This is a genomic window from Leucobacter sp. 7(1), from assembly GCF_900163635.1.
Taxonomy (GTDB): Bacteria; Actinomycetota; Actinomycetes; order Actinomycetales; family Microbacteriaceae; genus Leucobacter.
In genome coordinates, this window is record NZ_FUID01000004.1 from 92,382 (window position 1) to 111,723 (window position 19,342).

The 19,342-nt window shown below is 65.5% G+C and carries 16 protein-coding genes and 1 other RNA gene; 7 read left to right on the forward strand and 10 right to left on the reverse strand.

Annotated elements, in window-relative coordinates:
* Positions 1-13 precede the first annotated feature (13 nt).
* Complete coding sequence (gene sucB / locus FM113_RS01315; RefSeq protein WP_087010686.1) at positions 14-1,735, forward strand: 2-oxoglutarate dehydrogenase, E2 component, dihydrolipoamide succinyltransferase; 1,722 nt, start codon at positions 14-16, stop codon at positions 1,733-1,735.
* Positions 1,736-1,817: 82 nt separating this feature from the next.
* Here sucB and FM113_RS01320 read toward each other — a convergent pair whose 3' ends face one another.
* Positions 1,818-2,165 (reverse strand): hypothetical protein, encoded by a 348-nt coding sequence (locus FM113_RS01320; RefSeq protein WP_087010688.1) that lies wholly within the window; start codon positions 2,163-2,165, stop codon positions 1,818-1,820.
* Positions 2,166-2,409: 244 nt separating this feature from the next.
* Between FM113_RS01320 and FM113_RS01325 the strand changes: the two genes are divergently transcribed.
* The 3 genes from FM113_RS01325 to glnA (FM113_RS01335) all read left to right on the forward strand — a co-directional run bounded on the left by FM113_RS01325 (position 2,410) and on the right by glnA (FM113_RS01335) (position 5,064).
* Positions 2,410-3,096 (forward strand): DUF4191 domain-containing protein, encoded by a 687-nt coding sequence (locus FM113_RS01325; RefSeq protein WP_087010690.1) that lies wholly within the window; start codon positions 2,410-2,412, stop codon positions 3,094-3,096.
* Positions 3,097-3,099: 3 nt separating this feature from the next.
* The gene (locus FM113_RS01330) at positions 3,100-3,528 is read left to right on the forward strand and encodes an RDD family protein (RefSeq protein WP_087010692.1); all 429 of its coding nucleotides are present in this window, start codon (positions 3,100-3,102) and stop codon (positions 3,526-3,528) included.
* Between the two features lie 111 nt (positions 3,529-3,639).
* Positions 3,640-5,064, forward strand: a complete 1,425-nt coding sequence (glnA, locus tag FM113_RS01335; RefSeq protein ID WP_087010694.1) for a type I glutamate--ammonia ligase — start codon at positions 3,640-3,642, stop codon at positions 5,062-5,064.
* A 934-nt stretch (positions 5,065-5,998) separates the two neighbouring features.
* Here glnA (FM113_RS01335) and FM113_RS01340 read toward each other — a convergent pair.
* The 3 genes from FM113_RS01340 to FM113_RS01350 form a co-directional block, all read right to left on the reverse strand.
* On the reverse strand, positions 5,999-9,034 hold the full coding sequence (locus tag FM113_RS01340; RefSeq protein WP_087010779.1) for a bifunctional [glutamine synthetase] adenylyltransferase/[glutamine synthetase]-adenylyl-L-tyrosine phosphorylase: 3,036 nt from the start codon (positions 9,032-9,034) through the stop codon (positions 5,999-6,001).
* Between the two features lie 14 nt (positions 9,035-9,048).
* On the reverse strand, positions 9,049-10,386 hold the full coding sequence (gene glnA, locus FM113_RS01345; protein WP_087010696.1) for a type I glutamate--ammonia ligase: 1,338 nt from the start codon (positions 10,384-10,386) through the stop codon (positions 9,049-9,051).
* Positions 10,387-10,499: 113 nt separating this feature from the next.
* Positions 10,500-10,706 (reverse strand): methionine aminopeptidase, encoded by a 207-nt coding sequence (locus tag FM113_RS01350; protein WP_176387031.1) that lies wholly within the window; start codon positions 10,704-10,706, stop codon positions 10,500-10,502.
* 65 nt (positions 10,707-10,771) lie between these two features.
* On the opposite strand from FM113_RS01350, the gene map reads away from it, so the two are divergent.
* On the forward strand, positions 10,772-11,641 hold the full coding sequence (map, locus tag FM113_RS01355) for a type I methionyl aminopeptidase (protein ID WP_087010698.1): 870 nt from the start codon (positions 10,772-10,774) through the stop codon (positions 11,639-11,641).
* A 307-nt stretch (positions 11,642-11,948) separates the two neighbouring features.
* Here the strand turns inward: map and rnpB are convergent.
* From rnpB to FM113_RS01385, 6 genes are all read right to left on the reverse strand, one after another.
* An RNA gene (rnpB, locus tag FM113_RS01360) (RNase P RNA component class A) lies at positions 11,949-12,325 on the reverse strand.
* Positions 12,326-12,370: 45 nt separating this feature from the next.
* Complete coding sequence (locus FM113_RS01365) at positions 12,371-13,102, reverse strand: zinc ribbon domain-containing protein (protein WP_087010700.1); 732 nt, start codon at positions 13,100-13,102, stop codon at positions 12,371-12,373.
* Between the two features lie 43 nt (positions 13,103-13,145).
* Positions 13,146-13,967 (reverse strand): Nif3-like dinuclear metal center hexameric protein, encoded by an 822-nt coding sequence (locus FM113_RS01370; protein ID WP_176387032.1) that lies wholly within the window; start codon positions 13,965-13,967, stop codon positions 13,146-13,148.
* Between the two features lie 3 nt (positions 13,968-13,970).
* Complete coding sequence (locus tag FM113_RS01375) at positions 13,971-14,636, reverse strand: methionine ABC transporter permease (RefSeq protein WP_087010702.1); 666 nt, start codon at positions 14,634-14,636, stop codon at positions 13,971-13,973.
* A complete protein-coding gene (locus FM113_RS01380) occupies positions 14,636-15,664 on the reverse strand; it encodes a methionine ABC transporter ATP-binding protein (protein WP_087010704.1) in 1,029 nt (342 codons plus the stop codon). The genes FM113_RS01375 and FM113_RS01380 overlap by 1 nt, the downstream gene beginning before the upstream one ends.
* Positions 15,665-15,818: 154 nt before the next feature.
* Positions 15,819-16,709 carry a MetQ/NlpA family ABC transporter substrate-binding protein gene (locus FM113_RS01385; RefSeq protein WP_087010706.1) on the reverse strand — a complete coding sequence of 297 codons (891 nt, stop codon included), beginning with the start codon at positions 16,707-16,709 and terminating at the stop codon, positions 15,819-15,821.
* Between the two features lie 199 nt (positions 16,710-16,908).
* On the opposite strand from FM113_RS01385, the gene FM113_RS01390 reads away from it, so the two are divergent.
* On the forward strand, positions 16,909-18,348 hold the full coding sequence (locus FM113_RS01390) for a glyceraldehyde-3-phosphate dehydrogenase (RefSeq protein ID WP_087010708.1): 1,440 nt from the start codon (positions 16,909-16,911) through the stop codon (positions 18,346-18,348).
* Between the two features lie 51 nt (positions 18,349-18,399).
* Positions 18,400-19,245 (forward strand): universal stress protein, encoded by an 846-nt coding sequence (locus FM113_RS01395; RefSeq protein WP_087010710.1) that lies wholly within the window; start codon positions 18,400-18,402, stop codon positions 19,243-19,245.
* Positions 19,246-19,342 lie beyond the last annotated feature (97 nt).

Consider the following 19,342-nt stretch of genomic DNA (forward strand, 5'->3'; position numbering starts at 1 on the left):
GGAGAAATGCACGATGAGTGAATCGGTGGTCCTCCCCGCACTGGGCGAGAGTGTAACCGAGGGGACGGTGACTCGTTGGCTCAAGAACGTGGGCGACACCGTTGAGGTCGACGAGCCGCTGCTCGAAGTCTCGACCGACAAGGTCGACACGGAGATCCCCTCCCCCGTTGCTGGCGTAATTCAGGAAATCCTCGTCCCTGAGGACGAGACCGCCGAGGTCGGCGCGGTTCTGGCGATTGTTGGTGACGGCGCAACTGCGCCCGCTGCCGCGGCGCCCGCTGCGCCCGCGCAGGCCGAAGCCCCCGCCGCCCCGGCTGCTGCTCCGGCACCCGCCGCCGCCCCGGCTGCTGTACCCGCCGCCGAAGCGCCCGCTGCGGCACCGGCTGGCGGTGGCGAGGATGTGGTTCTCCCGTCGCTCGGCGAGAGCATCACCGAAGGCACTGTGACGCGCTGGCTCAAGAACATCGGCGACACCGTTGAGGTCGACGAGCCGCTGCTCGAGGTATCGACGGACAAGGTCGACACCGAGGTGCCGTCGCCTATTGCTGGTGTGCTCCAGGAGATCCTGGTGCAGGAAGACGAAACGGTCGAGGTCGGCGCAGCGCTGGCACGCATCGGCTCGGGTTCCGCTCCGGCAGCGCCCGCTGCGGCGCCGGCTCCCGCAGCCGCCGCACCGGCTCCAGCAGCCGCGCCCGTCGCTGCACCGGCTCCCGCTGCACCGGCTCCCGAAGCCGCACCGGCTCCCGCAGCCGCCCCCGCACCGGCTGCTGCTGCACCTGCACCTGCACCTGCACCTGCTCCTGCTCCTGCTCCTGCTCCTGCAGCAGCTTCGGTCCCCGGCTACGTCACCCCGATCGTGCGCAAACTTGCTCACGAGCGTGGTGTCGACCTCGCAGGCATCACCGGAACCGGTGTGGGCGGGCGTATCCGCAAGGAAGACGTGCTTGCCGCGGCTCCCGCCACCGCAGCCACTTCGGCATCGACCCCGGCCGCAGCGGCACCCGTCGCCGAGGTCTCACCGCTGCGCGGGACGACGCAGAAGATGAGTCGCCTTCGCAAGGTCATCGCGGAGCGCGCTGTCGCATCACTGCAGGGCACGGCGCAGCTGACCACCGTCGTCGAGGTTGACGTCACGAAGGTGGCGCAGTTCCGTCAGGCAAAGAAGGACGAGTTCCTCGCCAAGACCGGCTCGAAGCTTTCCTTCCTGCCGTTCTTCGCACTGGCCGCCGCCGAGGCGCTTCGCACGTACCCGATCATCAATGCGACGGTAGAGGGCGACCAGATCGTCTACCCCGACACCGAGAACATCAGCATTGCGGTCGACACTGAGCGTGGACTCCTGACCCCGGTGCTGCGCACCGCAGGTGAGAAGAACCTCGCGCAGATCTCGAACGAGATCGCGGATCTGGCGCAGCGCACGCGTGACAACAAGCTCACGCCGGACGAGCTCAGCGGGGGCACCTTCACCCTCACGAACACCGGATCGCGCGGCGCGCTGTTCGACACGCCGCTCGTGTTCCTCCCGCAGGTTGCCATCCTCGGCACCGGCGCGGTCGTGAAGAAGCCCGTGATCGTTTCCGGCCCGGAAGGCGACGCGATCGCCGTCCGCTCCACCGTGTACCTGGCGCTCTCCTACGATCACCGAATCGTCGACGGCGCTGACGCGGCGCGCTTCCTCACCCAGGTGCGCACGCGCCTCGAAGGCGGCGACTTCGCAGGGAACCTCGGGTACTAACCCGAACTCCCATTGACCGGAGGCCGTGGCTGCTCACTCGAGCAGCCACGGCCTCCGTCGATTCTGGCAGGCACAGCGCCCGTCACCGGCTTCGCCCGTCCCCCGGCCTGATCCGGCTCCGAATTGCCGCCCGCCAGGCATCTCGCGCACCGTCGGGGAACCAGTCGAACACCCCATCACCGAGCTCCCCCATCGCTTCGTCAACGGCGTCCTGCAACAGGCTCGCCGCACCCGAATGCCGGGAAGCGCGAAGCTGACGCGAGATTCGTGACAGGGAGACGCCCAGCGCCGCACATCCCGCGTCGTGCCGGTGCCCCGTATGCCCGCTCACTATTTCCAGACACGCCCCGGCGCTTCGGGCCGCGATCCCATGTTCGCCGAGCTCTTCAAGTTCCCGGGCGAGCTGCGCCGCGGCGCCAGGGAACACCACTGTGGAACGGGATGGAAATCGTGATCGGGCCCATCGCCTGGGCTCGTTCGTTCGTGCGTGCATGCAGCACCGCCTCTCTCTGCAAAGCAGCCTTGCACCGGCGTGCAAAGGTCTCCCGAACACCTCGATCTATCCACAGAGTTCCATCGATTCCGCGCGAATCACCCCGCTGTGAGCGAACAGCGGCGGGCCCATGTGCACCGGGCGTCCCAGGACACCCGGCAGACGCGATACTCTAGGTGACATGGCAGAGAAGGTGAAGCGGAACGGCCGCATCAAGCAGATGATTGAGGTCTATCGGACCACGAAGGTCCATGACCGGAATCTCCCCTGGGTGCTGCTGCTCGTGTTCATCGCACCCGTCGTGGTCTCGGTGTTGCTCGCGTGGCTGATCCCGGGAAGCTGGTTCGGCTGGGTCCTCTGGCCCTTGACGGGCCTGCTTGTCGGTCTGCTCCTCGCAATGATCGTGCTCGGTCGCCGCGCGGAGAAGATGGCGTACCAGCAGATTGAGGGTCGACCCGGGGCCGTCGGTGCCGTGGTGCAGGGTGCACTGCGTCGCTCGTGGCGCGGCTCCGAGGTGCCGATCGCGATCAACAAGAACCAGGACGCGGTGTACCGCGTTGTGGGCCGCGGCGGCGTCGTCCTGATCTCCGAGGGCTCGCGCAGCCGCACACAGCGCATGGCCGCTGAAGAAGAGCGCAAGCTGAAGCGTGCGCTGCGCAACGTCGAGGTTGTGCACCTGTACGTCGGGCCGGACGGCGATGGCGTCCCGCTCCCCCAGCTTTCCAAAACACTTGTCAAGCTCAAGCCGAAGCTCAACCGCAACGAGGTCGCGGCGGTCTACAACCGTCTCTCCTCGCTGCAGGCCACCCCGGTGGGGATCCCGAAGGGCATGGATCCGAACCGCGTCCGCCCGCAGCGCCCCCGCTAGGCGATGGCAACTTCCAAGCCGCAGCGGTTCGGCGATCTCGAACCCAGCGCCTGGCCTGGCGAACGGCTCGGACTCCCAGAGTCCGGGCCGCGCTCGGTTGGGCGGATTGGCCGTCGCTTCCTCGCCCTGTTTGTGGACTGGGGCCTGGCGGCACTGCCCGCCTTTATGCTCATTGGCGGCCCGAACGCGAGCGTGTGGAATCTCGTGTTCTTCGCGCTGATCCAGATCATCTTCATCCCCACGATCGGCGGCTCGATCGGCCACCGGCTCCTGGGGCTGCGTGTCGTTCCGATCGCGGGCGGCTGGGTCGGTTTTTGGCGGCCCATTGTCCGCACGGGACTGCTGTGCCTCGTTATCCCGCTGCTCGTCTGGGACTCCGATCAGCGCGGCTTCCACGACAAGATCGCCGGAACTGTCCTGGTGCGGGGGTAATTCATCCTGTAACACTCGTGAAACACGCGAATCACGTTTTTGAAACTCAGCACGCATAGTCTTGACGCAAGCGAACGGTGCCGGATCGGCACACCAGCAATGAGGAGCAGCATGTTCACCACCCCGCAGGAAGTCATCGATTTCATCAAGGAGACGGACGTCAAGTTCGTCGACATCCGGTTCACCGACCTGCCCGGGGTGCAGCAGCACTTCAACATCCCTGCGGCCACCGTGGACGATGATTTCTTCGAGGTCGGGCAGATGTTCGACGGTTCCTCGATCCGCGGCTTCGTGGGCATCGCTGAGTCCGATCTGCAGCTCATCCCCGACGTCACCACCGCATACATCGATCAGTTCCGTATGGAACGCACTCTGATCGTGATCTGCGATATCTTCAATCCGCGCACCGGCGAAATCTTCTCGAAGGACCCGCGTCAGGTTGCGAAGAAGGCCGAGCAGTACCTCGCCTCGACCGGAATCGCCGATACCGCGTTCTTCGCCCCCGAGGCCGAGTTCTACATTCTGGATTCGGTTCGCTACGAAAACAGCCCGCAGCACACCTTCTACGAGATCGACTCCGAAGAGGCGCACTGGAACTCGGGCCGCGCCGACGAGGGCGGCAACCTGGGCAACACCACGTCGGAAAAGGGCGGCTACTTCCCGGTTTCCCCCGTCGACAAGCAGGCCGATCTGCGTGATGATATCTCGCTCCGTCTCATCGAAGCGGGTCTGCACCTCGAGCGTTCGCACCACGAGGTGGGTGCCCCCGGTCAGGCCGAAATCAACTACCGTTTCGACACGATGGTGAACGCGGCCGATGACGTCCTGAAGTTCAAGTACATCGTGAAGAACACCGCTGAGATGTGGGGCAAGACTGCCACGTTCATGCCGAAGCCCGTTCTGGGTGACAACGGCTCGGGCATGCACACGCACATGTCACTGTGGGCCGGTGGCGAGCCGCTCTTCTACGACGAGAACGGGTACGCCGGGCTCTCTGACCTCGCGCGCTGGTACATCGGCGGCATCCTGCACCATGCACCCGCGCTGCTCGCGTTCACGAACCCGACGATCAACAGTTACCGTCGTCTCGTCAAGGGCTACGAGGCTCCCGTGAACCTCGCCTACTCGGCGGGAAACCGTTCGGCCGCGATCCGTATCCCGCTGACGGGCTCGAACCCGAAGGCAAAGCGCATCGAGTTCCGCGCTCCCGACGCGTCCGGGAACCCGTACCTCGCGTTCGCCGCGCAGCTGATGGCTGGCCTCGACGGGATCCGGAACCGGATCGAGCCGATGGAGCCCATCGACAAGGACCTCTACGAGCTGCCCCCCGAGGAAGCGAAGAACATCCCCCAGGTGCCGAGCTCGCTCGAAGCAGCACTCGAGGCACTCGAGGCGGATCACGACTTCCTGCTCGAGGGCGGCGTCTTCACCGAGGAGCTGATCCAGACCTGGATCGACCTCAAGAACGAGACCGAGATCGCTCCGATGGCGCTGCGCCCGCACCCGTTCGAGTTCCAGCTGTACTACGGCGTTTAATCCCTTGCCCTGAGCGGGATCTCCGCTAAGGACACGGTGCCTATTGCGCCACAGAACGACCCGGCTCCTGCAAATTCTGCAGGAGCCGGGTCGTTTTTTCGTCTTCCTGGCGGCCTGACAACGTGTTGAGGTGGTGCTCCTAGACTCCCGGCAGGGTGGGCACACAACCACGTACTCGGGAGGTACGCTATGCCAGAAATTGTGACTCCGTTGCTCCGACGCTGGTTCCCGGTCCACGGAATCCTCTGCGTAGCGGCCTGGCTCACGGGCTGCGTTCCTGCTGGACCCGCCGATCCCCCACAACCAGTCGCGGTTTCTCCGAGCGCAAAAGAGCAGGGGCTCAGCAATCCCGGTTCTGAGGCCGGCCCCTGGGCGTTTGTTCGGGATACGCAGCTCTATCTCACACTTCCCAGCAGTTCGACGTGCCCAGCGCACCCAGCCAGCATCAGTGCCGGTCCGGGAGCATCGATCACTGTCGAAGTTCGCGTAGTCCCCAGCGCGGGTGGCCTGTGCACGGCCGACATGGCACTGCTGAGCTACCCGATCCCAAGCTCCGGGAGTGAGACACGGATCCAACTCACTGGTGTTGCAGACACCCCTCAGTCCATCAGGATCGCCCGCGTGGCGACGCCAGCTTCTGCCCGGTAACTGGCCGAGCGGCCCGGCACCTCTCCCTCTCGGGGGTGGTGCCGGGCCGCTCGGGTGATTCAGACAGCTGGGGCGGTGACCCGCCCGGTGGCAACGTCGCTGTTGCGGCGCTGGGTGGCGCTAGGATTCGAGTTCATCCTCGAACTCAGCCCCGTCTTCTGCGAGCAGGGCCTCCAAGAGTGTTTGTAAGTACTGCATAACGATCAGATTACGCTTCGATAACGTATTGCGCTACCCCTCGTGAATGAACGACGGGAAAACAGGCAATGGCCACCAGGAATGGAGACTAGGGCACGTCTCGGTACTCAGGTTCGTCGGAGTACCCGAAAAAGTCGCGCTCCACCACGGCCCGAGCTCGCCGCGATACCGCAAACCAGCGCTCCTCGAGTTCCGAAGTCTTCCCCCGCGGCAACCCCAGCACATTTGCGATGCCCTCAAGCTCGCTCCAGTCAGTCGGGAGTGCGTCCGAGGAACGACCATTCCAGAGTTTCAACGCGGAGCGCACCCGACTCGCGTAGCGCCAGGACTCTTCAAGGTGCCCGGCGTCCTCCGCCTCAATGAAGCCCAACTGAGCGGCGGCGTGGAGCGCAGCAAGGGTGGCGACAGTGCGCAGTTCGGGGTGTGCGGCACCGTGCCGCAGTTGCAGCAACTGCACGAGCCACTCGACATCGCTCACCCCGCCCGGGCCGAGCTTCAGGTGGCGAGTGCGGTCACCGCCACGGGGCAGCCGTTCCGCTTCGACACGGGCCTTCATGCGCCGGATCTCGCGCACCTGCTCCTCCCGGAACTCGGCCGGGTATCGGATCTCATCCGCAAGCGCCACGAAGTCCGCACCCAACTCGGGGTCCCCCGCCACCGGACGCGCGCGCAGCAAAGCTTGTGCCTCCCAGGTCACCGACCACCGTTCGTAGTACGCGCGAGAAGAATCGAGGCTCCGTGCGAGGGGCCCATTTTTCCCCTCCGGGCGCAAATCAAAATCGAGGTCCACCGGGAACCGAGGATCAGACACCAGTCGGCGCAACTCGGTGACGCGACGGAGTGCCTCGCGGCTCGCATCTTCGGCGCGCACCTCGCCGAGGGGACGATACACGGCGATCACGTCGAGGTCAGACGCGAAGCCCATCTCTCCCCCGCCGTAGCGACCCATCCCAATCAGCGAGAACGCAATGACAGGCGAACGCCCGGCTGCCGCTTCCTCGCGCCCGAGCGCAAGCAAGAGTCCGTCAAGTAGGGCGGTGTGCGCCGAGTCGAGCCCCCGCGCTACATCGCCATCCGTGATCACCCCCGTGAGTCGCCCCAGGGCAAGGCGCAGCACTTCCCGCCGGTGCACCGTGCGGAGTGCCGCGGCTGCCTCGTCAATCGTGGCGCGCCGGGACGCGAGTGCCCGCATCTCTTCGAGCAGCGTCGTGAGGCCGAGCGGACGCAGCAACTCGTCACGCTCCAGCCAAGCGACCGCATCGGGAATAGTCTCAAGGAGCTCCGCGGCGAACCGGGAGGACGACAGGACGCGGGTCAGCCGCTCCGCCGCCTCGGTCCCGTCGCGCAGCAGCCGCAGGTACCACGGCGCGTCGGTGTTCGCCTCGCTCACCCGACGGAAGGCGAGGAGACCATAGTCTGGGTCAGTCCCATCAGCGAGCCACTGCAGCAGCACGGGCAGGAGATTACGATGGATCCGTGCCCGCCGAGAGGTGCCGCGCATGAGGGCCGAGAGGTGCCGCATGGCACCGTCGGGGTCACGGAAGCCGATACTGGCGAGCCGGGCCCTCGCCTCATCACTTCCCAGCACCAACTCCTCGTCGGGAAGGGCAGCCACAGCGCTCAGAAGTGGCGCGTAGAAAATCTTGAGGTGCAGCTCCCGCACCTCCCGCTGGGTGCGTCGCCAGGCTTCGAGCAGCTCCGGACCTGTCGGTGCGAGTCCGCTCGCGCGCGCCAGCACTCGCAGCCCCTCGGGATCGAGCGGCATGATCGCGGTACGCCGCAGGCCCTCGAGCTGCAGTCGATGCTCCAGCACCCGGAGAAACTGGTAGTCGGCAATGAGTCGGTCGCCATCGCTCCGAGCCACATATCCGCCACTCACCAGTGCGCGCAGCGCGGGAATCGTTCCGGCGACATGGAGGCGGTCATCGTATTGTCCGTGCACCAGCTGCAACAGCTGCGCACTGAACTCGATATCTCGGAGCCCCCCGGGGCCAAGCTTGAGCTGGACGTCGAGGTCGTCATCGTCGATGTGCTCGGTGACACGCTCGCGCATCCGCTGCACGGAGCCGACAAAGTCCTCACGCGAGGAGGATGCCCAGACAAGTTCCCGAGTGCCGTCGACAAACGCGGCACCAAGTTCCAGATCTCCCGCCAGCGGACGCGCCTTCAGGAGTGCCTGAAACTCCCAGCCCTTCGCCCACCTGTCGTAGTAGGCGAGCATCGAGCCGAGGGTCCGGACAAGGGCACCGTGGCGTCCCTCCGGCCGGAGATTCGCGTCAAGCTGCCACAGCGGAGGCTCAATCCCTGGGTCGTGGATCCCGCGCATTGTCTCGGAGGCGAGCCGGGTGGCGATCCGGATCAGTGCGTCCGTGTCGAGGGCATCGTCATCCGCGCTCTCAGCAATGAACACGACGTCCACGTCCGAGACCACGTTCAGTTCCTCCGCACCGCACTTGCCCATCGCGACGATGGCGAGCCGTACCGCGTCCAAGCGCCCCTGTCTGACGGCAGGACCGCTGAGCCCGGCGGCGAGGGTCGCGCGCGCAACCGTCAACGAGGCTTCGACCGCGGCAGCCGCGAGCACGGAGAGCGATCCCGCGACGTGTTCAAACGCCTCTTCTGCGAGGCCTTCGGTAGTGCGCTCCATGTCGAAGAGCGCCACGCTGGCGAGGAGCTGCCGGTAGGCCACTCGAAGCGCAGTCCAACCCGCGTCGCCCGCGAGCGTCTCACCCGTTTCCGGGTGGTGCACCGCGGTCTGCAGCGCCTCGCGCGCTTGCGCGGCGGGTACCAGCGCTCCGCCACCGGAGAGCAGGTCTACAAGCCCCTCCGGATGCCGGGTAAAGAAATCTCCCAGCGCCGGTGAGGCACCCACCAGCAGGCACAGGCGCCCCAAGCTGGCCGCATCGAGACCCTCCAGGAGCGCAGGGTAGCGCTCGCAGAGCTCACGAATACGCGCAAGGGCGGCATCCGGATCCGCTGCCAGGGTAAAGGCCTGCAATAACTCGCCGGCCCCCACGGAGAGATCCGGGAGCAGCTCTGCGAGCGCGTCCCGAGACGCGGTGAGCTCCTGGAATCCGACCCGCGCCGCGTCAGCGAGCGAGAATGGGCGCGGGTTCGGACTCATCAGGTCGCGGGAGCTCACACCGTGTCAAGCATCGAGGTGAGCTCGTACGGCGTCACCTGGCTACGATACTCGGCCACCTCGCGGCGCTTGTCGCGCAGGAAGTAGGCAAACACCTGCTCGCCCAGCGTTTCCGCCACCAGTTCGGAGCGTTCCATCACCGCAAGAGCATGGTCCAGGCTCGTCGGCAGCGGGTCAAAGCCCATGGCGCGGCGTTCCCCATCGCTCAGCGCCCAGACGTTGTTCTCGGCCTCGGGCGGGAGCTCGTACTCCTCCTGGATTCCCTTGAGACCGGCCGCGAGCAGCACGGAGAAGCCGAGGTACGGGTTTACGGCGCTGTCCAGAGCGCGGTATTCCACGCGGGCGGCCCCGCCCTTTCCGGGCTTGTACATGGGCACCCGCACGAGCGCCGAGCGGTTGTTGTGTCCCCAGCTCACGAACGAGGGGGCCTCATCGCCGCCCCAGAGGCGCTTATAGGAATTGATGTACTGATTGGTGACCGCCGTGATCTCGGGTGCGTGCCGCAGGAGACCCGCGACGAAGCGCCGACCTGTCTGCGACAGCTGGTACTTCGCGCCCGGATCGTAGAACGCGTTCGTGTCACCTTCGAACAGCGAGAGATGCGTGTGCATACCTGAACCGGGGTGCCCTGCAAGCGGCTTCGGCATAAACGTGGCGTGCACGCCCTGCGCGATCGCAACTTCTTTGACCACGGTGCGGAACGTCATCAGGTTGTCCGCGGTCGTGAGGGCGTCCGCATAGCGCAGGTCGATCTCGTTCTGGCCAGGGCCTGCCTCGTGATGGCTGAACTCGACCGAAATACCGAGCTCCTCGAGCATCGCTACGCTCTCGCGCCGGAAGTCGTGTGCGGTACCGCCGGGGACATTGTCGAAGTAGCCTGCCCGGTCCACAGGCACCGGCCCCTTACGACCAAAGACCTTCGACTTCAGGAGGTAAAACTCGATCTCCGGGTGCGTGTAGAACGTGAAGCCTTGCTCCGCCGCGTTCGCGAGCGTGCGCTTGAGTACGTTCCGCGGGTCCGCAACCGCGGGTTCCCCGTTGGGTGTCCGAATGTCGCAAAACATCCGGGCCGTCGGGGCCTCTTTGCTGCGCCACGGCAGTAGCTGGAAGGTGCTCGGATCCGGCACTGCGAGCAGATCCGATTCGTAGGCGCGAGTCAGTCCCTCAATCGCCGACCCGTCGAATCCAATGCCCTCGCTAAACGCGCCCTCGACCTCGGCCGGGGCCAGGGCCACAGATTTCAACGTCCCCGAAACGTCACTAAACCAGAGTCGCACGAACCGGACACTACGTTCCTCGATCGTGCGCAGGACGAAATCACGCTGCTTGCTCACACCCGCTCCGTTTCGTTCGGGGTCGCCACCACGGGGTCCCGCGGTGCCGCTGACCGCTTCAGACTATCGCCCGCTCGTGACGTTCGTGTTACGGCGTCTCGGGTGGGCGCAGACTAGTAGTCTTCTTCCTCGTCTTCCTCCCGCAGAAGTCGGGCCCGCTCGGCGAGGATCTGCGTGGCGTGCGCTGCCTCTTCACGGGTCCGGAACGGCCCCACGCGGTCGATCGAGAGCGACTGCGGCCCCTCCTCAACCTCACCAGTGCGCTGATTGAACCAGTACGTCTCTTCGGGATCGTCGATCCCCCAGTCCCGCTTGCTCATGAGCCGTTTCCCTCCGCGTCGGCCTGTGCCCGGAAATCGCCGGGCTTACTTCATAGACTAGAGCCATGCCCTTCGATGCACACGGAAATTTGATCCCCGGAACGCGCCCGGCCCCGCTGACGGTCCCCGCCCAGATTGCACGACCGCCTTACGTCGGGCTCCAGGCTCCGCCAGCGTACACAGGAAACAACACCTACACCGAGGCGGAGATCGAGTTGATCCGCACCGCCGGGCGTATCGCCTCGCAGGCGCTCGACGCCGTCGGTGCCGCAGTAGCGCCCGGCGTCACGACCGCCGAGCTCGACCGGGTAGCTCACGATGTTGTCGTTGCCGCCGGGGCCTACCCGTCGACGCTGGGCTACCGCGGCTACCCCGCCTCGTCCTGCACCTCGGTGAACGAGGTCATCTGCCACGGCATCCCCGACGACACCGTGCTCCGCGAGGGCGACATCGTCAACGTCGACGTCACTGCCTACCTCGACGGTTTCCACGGCGACACGAACCGCACGTTCCGGGTGGGTCAGGTGAGCGAAGAAGTCGATCTGCTTATCGAACGCACCCACGAGGCGATGATGCGTGGGATCAAGGCGGCGAAACCTGGTCGCGCCGTGAACGTGATTGGTCGCGTCATCGAGACCTACGCGAAGCGCTTCGGCTACGGTGTGGTGCGAGACTTCACCGGGCACGGAGTGGGATCCTCGTTCCATACGGGCCTCATCATCCCCCACTACGACTCGGCCCCCAGCTATGGTGACCTGATCGTGCCGGGCATGGTGTTCACGGTCGAGCCGATGCTCACCCTCGGTACCCACGAATGGGATCAGTGGAGCGACGGGTGGACTGTCACCACCCGCGACAAGAGCATTACGGCGCAGTTCGAGCACACGATTGTGGTGCGCGAGGACGGCTTCGAACTCCTCACAGTCTCGGAGTAGCGCGCCGGGCGAGCCCGGCCCCAGGCCGGCCCGGGGTCGTGACCTGCCCCGGCACCATCATCAGTGGGTGTCGCCGACAGGAGGACGTGTTCGGCGGGCTAGCTCCGACCGGCGACCGCGTCGACAATGGCGCCGGCCGCGAGCCACGTGACCCAGGTCGAAACTCCGACGCCGAAGAAGATGCTTCCCGGAGCTTTGGATTGCTTCGAACTGCATCCTGAGCGCGCCCGGAGGCCTCTCAGGGCAATCCGTCAACGGTCGACGTAGCGCAAACAAAACCTGATCATGCACCGGAAATGGCGAGGGTGGAATGGGCCGGATCATACGCCGGGTTCTGTCTCGACGGCCAAAGCCGACTCTGACGGTCATCTCTCTCGGGGCACTGTTGCCAGTACCCTCTAGCGGCCTACCCGAGGACTCGGCGGGGCGCGTCATCATCCTCTGTCTGGCCTTGCTCCGAACGAGGTTTACCTGGCCGCCCGTGTTACCACGAACGCCGGTGGTCTCTTACACCACCCTTTCAGCCTTACCGGAGGCGGCAAGCCACCCCTGGCGGTCTACTCTCTGTTGCACTTTCTCGCGGGTTACCCCGGGTGGGCGTTACCCACCGTTCTCCCCTGCGGAGCCCGGACGTTCCTCGGCGCGTGCACTTGCGTGCCGCGACGCGACCGCCTCACCGGCCCATTCCAACGTCTATCGTACACCGCGAGGAGACCCCGGAAATGCGAACTACGCCTCGTCCTCGACCCGGACCAGGATCGCGCCGGTGCCCGGGCAGTAGACGAGCTCGTCAGGAGCCGCAGCACGGATCGCGGTCAGTTCGGCCGGCGCGAGCGCGATGTTGCTGGCCTCCGAGACATTGCCCCGGAGGCGAGCGGCACCGATGCCAATCCGGGCGCGCAGCGCCTCGTACTCTTCGAGGACGTCGCGCTGCACCTCGGCTGCGACGCCTGCGCGCTCTTCGCTGTGCGAGTCGAACTCGCGCTTCAACTGTGCTTCGGCTGCGTCGATCGCGGACTGAATCTCGGCGCGGCGTCCGTCAACTCCGCCGAGCACCCGCTCGGCCTCAGTGAACGCTGCCTGAGCCTGCTCCTGCTGCTCCATCACGGCGAGTTCGCGGTCCTCGAGCTCGCTCATCCGCCGCGCGAGCGTATCTAGCTCAGCCTGCAAGGCCTGCGCCTCTTTCGCGGCGGTGCTCTGCGCGATCAGTTCCTCGTCGCGTGCCCGACGATCGCGCACCATCTTGACGTCGGCCTCGATCCGGTCGATCTCGGCGGTGTACGTGTCGAGTTCCCGCTGAGCAGCCATGTACGCCTCGCGGGCACTGGTGATCTCGCCGCTGAGCCCGTCGAGCTCTGCGCGTTCGGGAAGCGTGGCGTGCTTGCGGCGCACGCGCGCGATCGTGGTGTCGAGGTCTTGCAGGTCAAGCAGGAGTCGCTGCTGGCGGGGGCTGGCCTTCATGCTTCCACTCTACCGTCGCAGAGCAGCTCACTGTGGCGTCGCGCTACGCTCCCACGGCGAAATCCCACGGATCTGTCCGTAGGGTACTCACTCGAAACTCAACCTCCGGGAGCGCGGCCCGCATCCGCTCGGCGGCACCCTCGAGCCACAGCGACTCACTCGCCCAGTGCGCCACATCGATGAGTGCCGGTCCGTGCGAAGCGGCGGACTGCTCGAGTGATTCCTGTGCCGGGTGGTGCCGCAGGTCTGAGGTGACGTACACGTCAGCATCACGCACCAATGGGTGATCAAGCAGGCTGTCTCCCGCGCCGCCGAGCACGGCAACCGCGCCAATCATCCGTTCCGGGTCCCCCGCAACACGCACGCCTGTGACTGTCGGGGGAAGCACGCGTGAGACAAGCTCGGCGAACGCGCGGAGCGGCATCGGCTCCGGCAAGAACCCGCGACGACCGATGCCAGCGGCAGGGTCCGCGCCCGGAACAATGGGCACCGCATGAGCGAGCCCAAGCCGCTGCGCCAAGACGTCCGACACCCCGCCCTCGGGCGCGTCCGCGTTGGTGTGCGCGGCGTAGAGCGCGCATCGGTTGCGGATCAGCTGAGCGAGTAGTGCGCCTTTCGACGTCTCCTCGTCGAGGGTGTGGATCCCGCGCAACAGCAGCGGGTGGTGCGTGAAAAGCAGATCCGCACCCCATTCGCTCGCCTCTTCGACGGTCGCGGCCACCGCATCAACCGCGAGCAACACCTTCGTGAGCGGTGCCTGAACATGTCCAGAAACGAGGCCGACCTGATCCCAGCTTTCGGCTGTGGCCGTGGGCCAGAGCGTCTCCGCAAGGTTGGTGAAGTCGATGAGCGAGCGTTCTGACACGGTTTACCTCCGGAGCAGCTTGCGCGAAATAACGTTGCCGAGCAGCTGGACGAGCTGCACGATCAGGATGATGATGATCACCGCGGACCAGGTGACCCACGGGTTGAACTGGCGGTAGCCGTACTGCAGGGCGAGGTTGCCGAGCCCGCCGCCACCCACCACACCGGCCATCGCGGTCATGTCGACGACAGCGATAAAGGCGAAGGTGTAGCCGAGCACCAGCGGTCCGAGCCCCTCGGGAATCAACACCGCGAAGATCGTGCGGAGCGGCCCCGCCCCCATCGCGCGGGACGCTTCAATGACACCGGGCGACACGGTCAGGAGGTTCTGCTCGACAAGACGGGCGATGCCGAAGGTCGCGGCGAATACGAGCACGAACATCATGCCGCGGTCCCCGATTGCGGTCCCCATGACCACTCGCGTAAGCGGTGTCAAGGCCGCGATCAGGATGACAAACGGGATCGGGCGGAAGAAGTTCACCAAGAAGTTCAAGATGACAAACACGGCACGGTTCTGCAGCAGACCGCCACGCCGAGTCACGGTCAGCGCGACTCCCACGGCGAGGCCGAGAATGCCGCCGACGCCCATCGCGACAACGACATACATCAGGGTTTCGAGGGTGGCTTCGAGGAACTTTCCGTTCTCGAGCAGTTCAATGAGCCGGTCCATTACGCCAGCACCTCCAGTTCCGTCTCCTGCGCGAGTGCTGCCACTGCATGCTCAACGCGCAGCTCATCCCCGATGAGTTCAAGGGTCAGCTTGCCGAAGCTGCGGCCCCCCACGTCGGTAATCCCACCGTGCACAATGCTCACGCCCACGCCGCGCTCGGCGAGCGTCCGGAACACGACAGGCTGGTCCACGTCTCCGTCGCGGAAGGTGAGGCTCACGAGCCGGCCGCGGTGCCGCTCGCGGAGCTGCTCCAGGTGTGCGGCAGCGGGCTCACTCGGCAGCGCCGTCGCAACGAACTTGCGGGTAGTGTCGCTCTGTGGGGCAGAGAACACGTCAAAGACGCTGCCCTGTTCCACGGCACGGCCCCCGTCCATCACCGTGACGCGGTCAGCGATCTCCCGCACAACCTCCATCTCGTGGGTAATGAGGACGATCGTGATTCCGAGCTCGTCGTTGACGCGTTTCAGGAGCGCGAGGACTTCTCGGGACGTCTCAGGATCAAGCGCACTTGTCGCTTCGTCCGCGAGCAGCACTCCCGGGCTCGTCGCGAGCGCACGAGCGATTCCGACACGCTGCTTTTGACCGCCGGAGAGCTGATCGACATACGCGCCTGCGCGATCCTGCAGCCCAACAAAGGCGAGCAGCTCTGCCACGCGGGCGGGGCGTTCCGCCTTGGGGACCCCCGCAACGACAAGCGGGTATTCAACATTCTTCGCGACTGTTTTCGAGTGGAAGAGGTTGAACTGCTGGAAAATCATGCCGATCTGCGAGCGCACCCGACGGAGTTCACGCTCGGGCATCTGGCTGAGCTCATCGTCACCGATCTGGATCGTCCCACTGGTGGCGCGCTCGAGGCCGTTGATGAGCCGCAGCAGCGTGCTCTTCCCGGCGCCCGAGTACCCGATGATGGCGTGAATTTCGCCGGATTCGACGGTGATCGAGACGTCTTCGACGGCAACGATCTCCGGATCCTTCTTACCGCGGCCGGGGTAGCGCTTCCCGACTCCGCTGAGTTGCACGCGTGTCACCCTGGGGGTCCTTTCGGTCGGTGTAGCCGCCACCGCGGGTGGGCGCGACGTGAGTCTATTGTCAGGGTTTGGGCCGGAACCAGACGAATCGGGGCGGCGCGCCACATGCGCACCGCCCCGATTCGTGAGTTGCTCCGGCTCAGCCGGAACGAAGCTACTTGGTTGCCCGGTAGTCGTCCTCAGCCTGCTTCAGGGTCTTCGCGAGATCCTCGGCAGGCGTGTTCAGCAGCACTGCACCGTCGCCCACGTAGTCCTTCACGGCCTTCTGGACGTCGGCGTTGTTCTGGTAGATGTCAACGAGCTTGAGGTACGTCTCGTTGTCCTTGTCCTCGGCGCGTGCGGCGAAGATGTTCGTGTACGGCGCCGCAGCGACGTCGTCTGCACTGTCCGAGCCGAGCGAGTCGGAGAACTTCAGGCCGGAGGGCTCAACGAAGTCGTTGTTCACGACACCCGCGTCGACGTCGGGCAGCGCGCCCGGGATGCCAGCTGCGTCGAGCTCGGTGACCTTGACCTTAGACTTGTCCGCGAGGATGTCATCGAGCGTGGAGCCGGAGTTGCCGCCGTCCTTGAGCTCGATGAGGCCGAGCTTCTGGAGCACGAGCAGGGCACGGGCACGGTTGGACTCATCGTTCGGTACTGCGACGGTGCCACCCTCGGGAATGTCCTCAAGCGACGCGTGCTTCGAGGAAAACACGTTCATCGGGTAGATCACCGTCGAGCCGAGCGCCACGAGGTCATCATCTGCGTCAACATTGTGCGACGCGAGGAACGCAATGTGCTGGAACTGGTTGAGGTCGAGTTCGCCCTCGCTCAGCAGCGGGTTCGGCTGCGGGTACTCGGCGAAATCAACGATCTCAACCGTGATGCCTTCGTCGGCAGCCGCATCGATGAAGGTGTCCCAGTACGGCTGTCCACCGGGGACGACACCGATCTTGACGGTCGTGTCCTCGGCTGCGGGGCTGGCGCACCCGGCCAGGGCCGTGGTCGCGGCCAGTGCGAGCGCGGTCAGTGAAGCGGCGAGGATGCCGCGCTTCCGGATCGTCATGAGGTCCTCATTCATTCTGCTGGTGCGCGGCGACTGTCGCTGCGCGGAACACCTCTAGCTTCAGGCATGTTCCCCGCCACGCGGTAATCCGCGTGTCATACTCCGTCATCCTCGTGGGATACTGGGGTGTGACGCTACAGCGTCCCGGCGGGCAGGCCGACACAACTTTCACCACCGTTTGGAAGGACCCTCCGTTCATATGAACCAGCGTGCTGATGCTCACCTTGACGATTGGAAGGCGAAGCAGGAACTCGCAGAGCGGATGATCCCGCTCATCGGCCAGCTGTACCGCGACCACGATGTGGTCATGTCGGTACACGGCCGCAGCCTGGTCGGACGCTCCCCCATCGACATCATCCGCGCGCACAGCTTTGCGCGGAAGATCGACGACGTTGAGCTGCCGCTCGAGGAGACCTCCGCAATCGTCGAGGCGCTCGCCACGATCCAGCCCGGGCCGGCCTCGGTCGATCTGGCCCTGCTTGCCAATGGCTTCCGCGCCGCAGCTGGTGACGACCTGGAGGCGTACCTCCGCGAGGTGCTGGCTCCCGCAATCGGCGCCGAAGCCGGCACCGGCACCGACGTCGTGCTCTACGGCTTTGGCCGGATCGGACGTCTGCTCGCTCGCATCATCATCGACCACTCGGGCAGTGGCAACGGCCTGAACCTCCGCGCCATCGTGGTGCGCAAGGGATCGGAAAATGATCTTGTCAAGCGCGCCAACCTGCTACGCCGCGATTCTGTCCACGGCCCATTCAACGGCACCATCAAGGTACTCGAGGACGAGAACGCGATCGTCGCGAACGGCGTGCGCATTCAGGTGATCTACTCGAACGATCCGGCGAGCGTTGACTACACGCAGTACGGCATCGAGAACGCCATTCTCGTCGACAACACGGGCAAGTGGCGCGACGCCGAGGGCCTCGGCCAGCACCTGCAGAACCAGGGTATTGCCCGCGTTCTACTGACTGCACCGGGCAAGGGCGACATGCTCAACGTCGTGTACGGCGTGAACAACGATCAGATCACCGACGCGCAGCAGATCATCAGCGCCGCGTCCTGCACCACGAACGCGATCACCCCCGTGCTCAAGGTGCTGAATGACGAGTTCGGTGTCAAGCGCGGCCACGTCGAAACTGTGCACTCCTACACAAACGACCAGAACCTGATCGATAACTTCCACAAGGGCGACCGTCGTGGCCGTTCGGCGGCACTCAACATGGTGTTGACCGAGACCGGCGCAGCAAAGGCAGTTGCGAAGGCGCTGCCCGAGTTCGAGGGCAAGCTCACAGGCAACGCGATCCGCGTTCCCACTCCCAACGTTTCGATGGCTGTGCTGAACCTGCAGCTTGAGCGCGAGACCACGAGCGAAGAGATCAACACGCTGCTCCAGCAGGTCTCGCTGACCGGGGCGCTGCGCACGCAGATCGACTTCGTAGAGTCCGCAGAGATCGTCTCCAGCGACTTCGTCGGATCGAACCGTGCAGGCATCGTTGACGGCCTCGCCACGATCGTGACCGAAGACTCGGCCGTTGTGTACGTCTGGTACGACAACGAGTACGGCTACAGCTGCCAGGTTGTTCGCGTGATCGAGCAGCTCGCGGGCAGCCACCCGGCGCATCTGCCGGCACTCACGGCGTAGTCTCGAACTACCGAACCGAACGCACCACCGCTCGACAGAAAGGAACGCAAGATGTCGGAGAAATACCTCATCGGAGTTGACGGATCTGAGCAGAGCCGCGTCGCGCTCGCCTGGGGGCTCGCCCGAGCCACCGAGCGGGGTGCCACCGTGCAGCTGCTCCACGTTGCGGACGACTCGTTCCTCTCGGAGAGCGTCGCGTTCCTGTCGGAGGCGCAGAAGGCATCCGAGCAGATGCTCGAGGCCGAGGTGGCGTATGCGCGCACCCTCGGTTTCACGGGCGAGATCTCCGGGTCCGCGGTTGTGGGGCACCCCATCGCCGAGGTCGAGGAGGCCTCGAAGACCGCCGATCTGCTGATCCTGGGTCAGCACAGCGGAACGCGGTTTGCCGGGTCGTTCTTCGGCACCCGGGCCGTGAAGGTCGCGGCGACGGCGCACTGCCCCGTCGCCGTGATCCCGAATCTCGACGCGCGCCCCAACGCGGGTGTTGTTGTCGGGATCGACGGCTCGGAGGCGTCACAGCGGGCCATCGCGTACGCCGCTGAAGAGGCGTCGTTCCGAGGCGTCCCCCTCATCGCGGTGTACGCGTGGATGCCGCCGCTCACGCCCGGTCTCGAATACCTCTGGAGCGAGGAGCTTGTTGAATCGCAGCGCTCGGCCGCGGAAGAGGCGATTGCGATCGGCGTCGCAGGTCTCGCAGGCCGCTACCCGGATCTCGAGGTCAAGCGTGAGATTGTGCAGTCGCCCCCGGTTGCTGCGCTCGTGCAGGCCGCCGAGGGGGCCGAGCTCCTTGTTGTGGGCAGCCGTGGCCGCGGCGGGATCTCCCGTCTGCTGCTCGGCTCGGTCAGCCACGGCGTGCTCCAGGCGTTGCCGTGCCCGGTGATTGTCACCCGCGCATAGCGCGATCTTCTCCGGCGCGAGTGGGGCGGGGTTCGTCGAGAGTTTCGGCGGACCCCGCCCCATTCCGTGTAACGCCCCCTTACGAAAGGCAGCATCA

Excerpts from the sequence above, each read along its gene's own strand:
- FM113_RS01390 (WP_087010708.1), top strand. The coding sequence starts at position 16,909 with ATGAACCAGCGTGCTGATGCTCACCTTGACGATTGGAAGGCGAAGCAG.
- FM113_RS01375 (WP_087010702.1), bottom strand. The coding sequence starts at position 14,636 with ATGGACCGGCTCATTGAACTGCTCGAGAACGGAAAGTTCCTCGAAGCC.
- map (WP_087010698.1), top strand. The coding sequence starts at position 10,772 with ATGCCCTTCGATGCACACGGAAATTTGATCCCCGGAACGCGCCCGGCC.
- glnA (WP_087010694.1), top strand. The coding sequence starts at position 3,640 with ATGTTCACCACCCCGCAGGAAGTCATCGATTTCATCAAGGAGACGGAC.
- FM113_RS01395 (WP_087010710.1), top strand. The coding sequence starts at position 18,400 with ATGTCGGAGAAATACCTCATCGGAGTTGACGGATCTGAGCAGAGCCGC.
- FM113_RS01330 (WP_087010692.1), top strand. The coding sequence starts at position 3,100 with ATGGCAACTTCCAAGCCGCAGCGGTTCGGCGATCTCGAACCCAGCGCC.
- sucB (WP_087010686.1), top strand. The coding sequence starts at position 14 with ATGAGTGAATCGGTGGTCCTCCCCGCACTGGGCGAGAGTGTAACCGAG.
- FM113_RS01385 (WP_087010706.1), bottom strand. The coding sequence starts at position 16,709 with ATGACGATCCGGAAGCGCGGCATCCTCGCCGCTTCACTGACCGCGCTC.
- FM113_RS01350 (WP_176387031.1), bottom strand. The coding sequence starts at position 10,706 with ATGAGCAAGCGGGACTGGGGGATCGACGATCCCGAAGAGACGTACTGG.
- FM113_RS01325 (WP_087010690.1), top strand. The coding sequence starts at position 2,410 with ATGGCAGAGAAGGTGAAGCGGAACGGCCGCATCAAGCAGATGATTGAG.
- FM113_RS01365 (WP_087010700.1), bottom strand. The coding sequence starts at position 13,102 with ATGAAGGCCAGCCCCCGCCAGCAGCGACTCCTGCTTGACCTGCAAGAC.
- FM113_RS01340 (WP_087010779.1), bottom strand. The coding sequence starts at position 9,034 with ATGAGTCCGAACCCGCGCCCATTCTCGCTCGCTGACGCGGCGCGGGTC.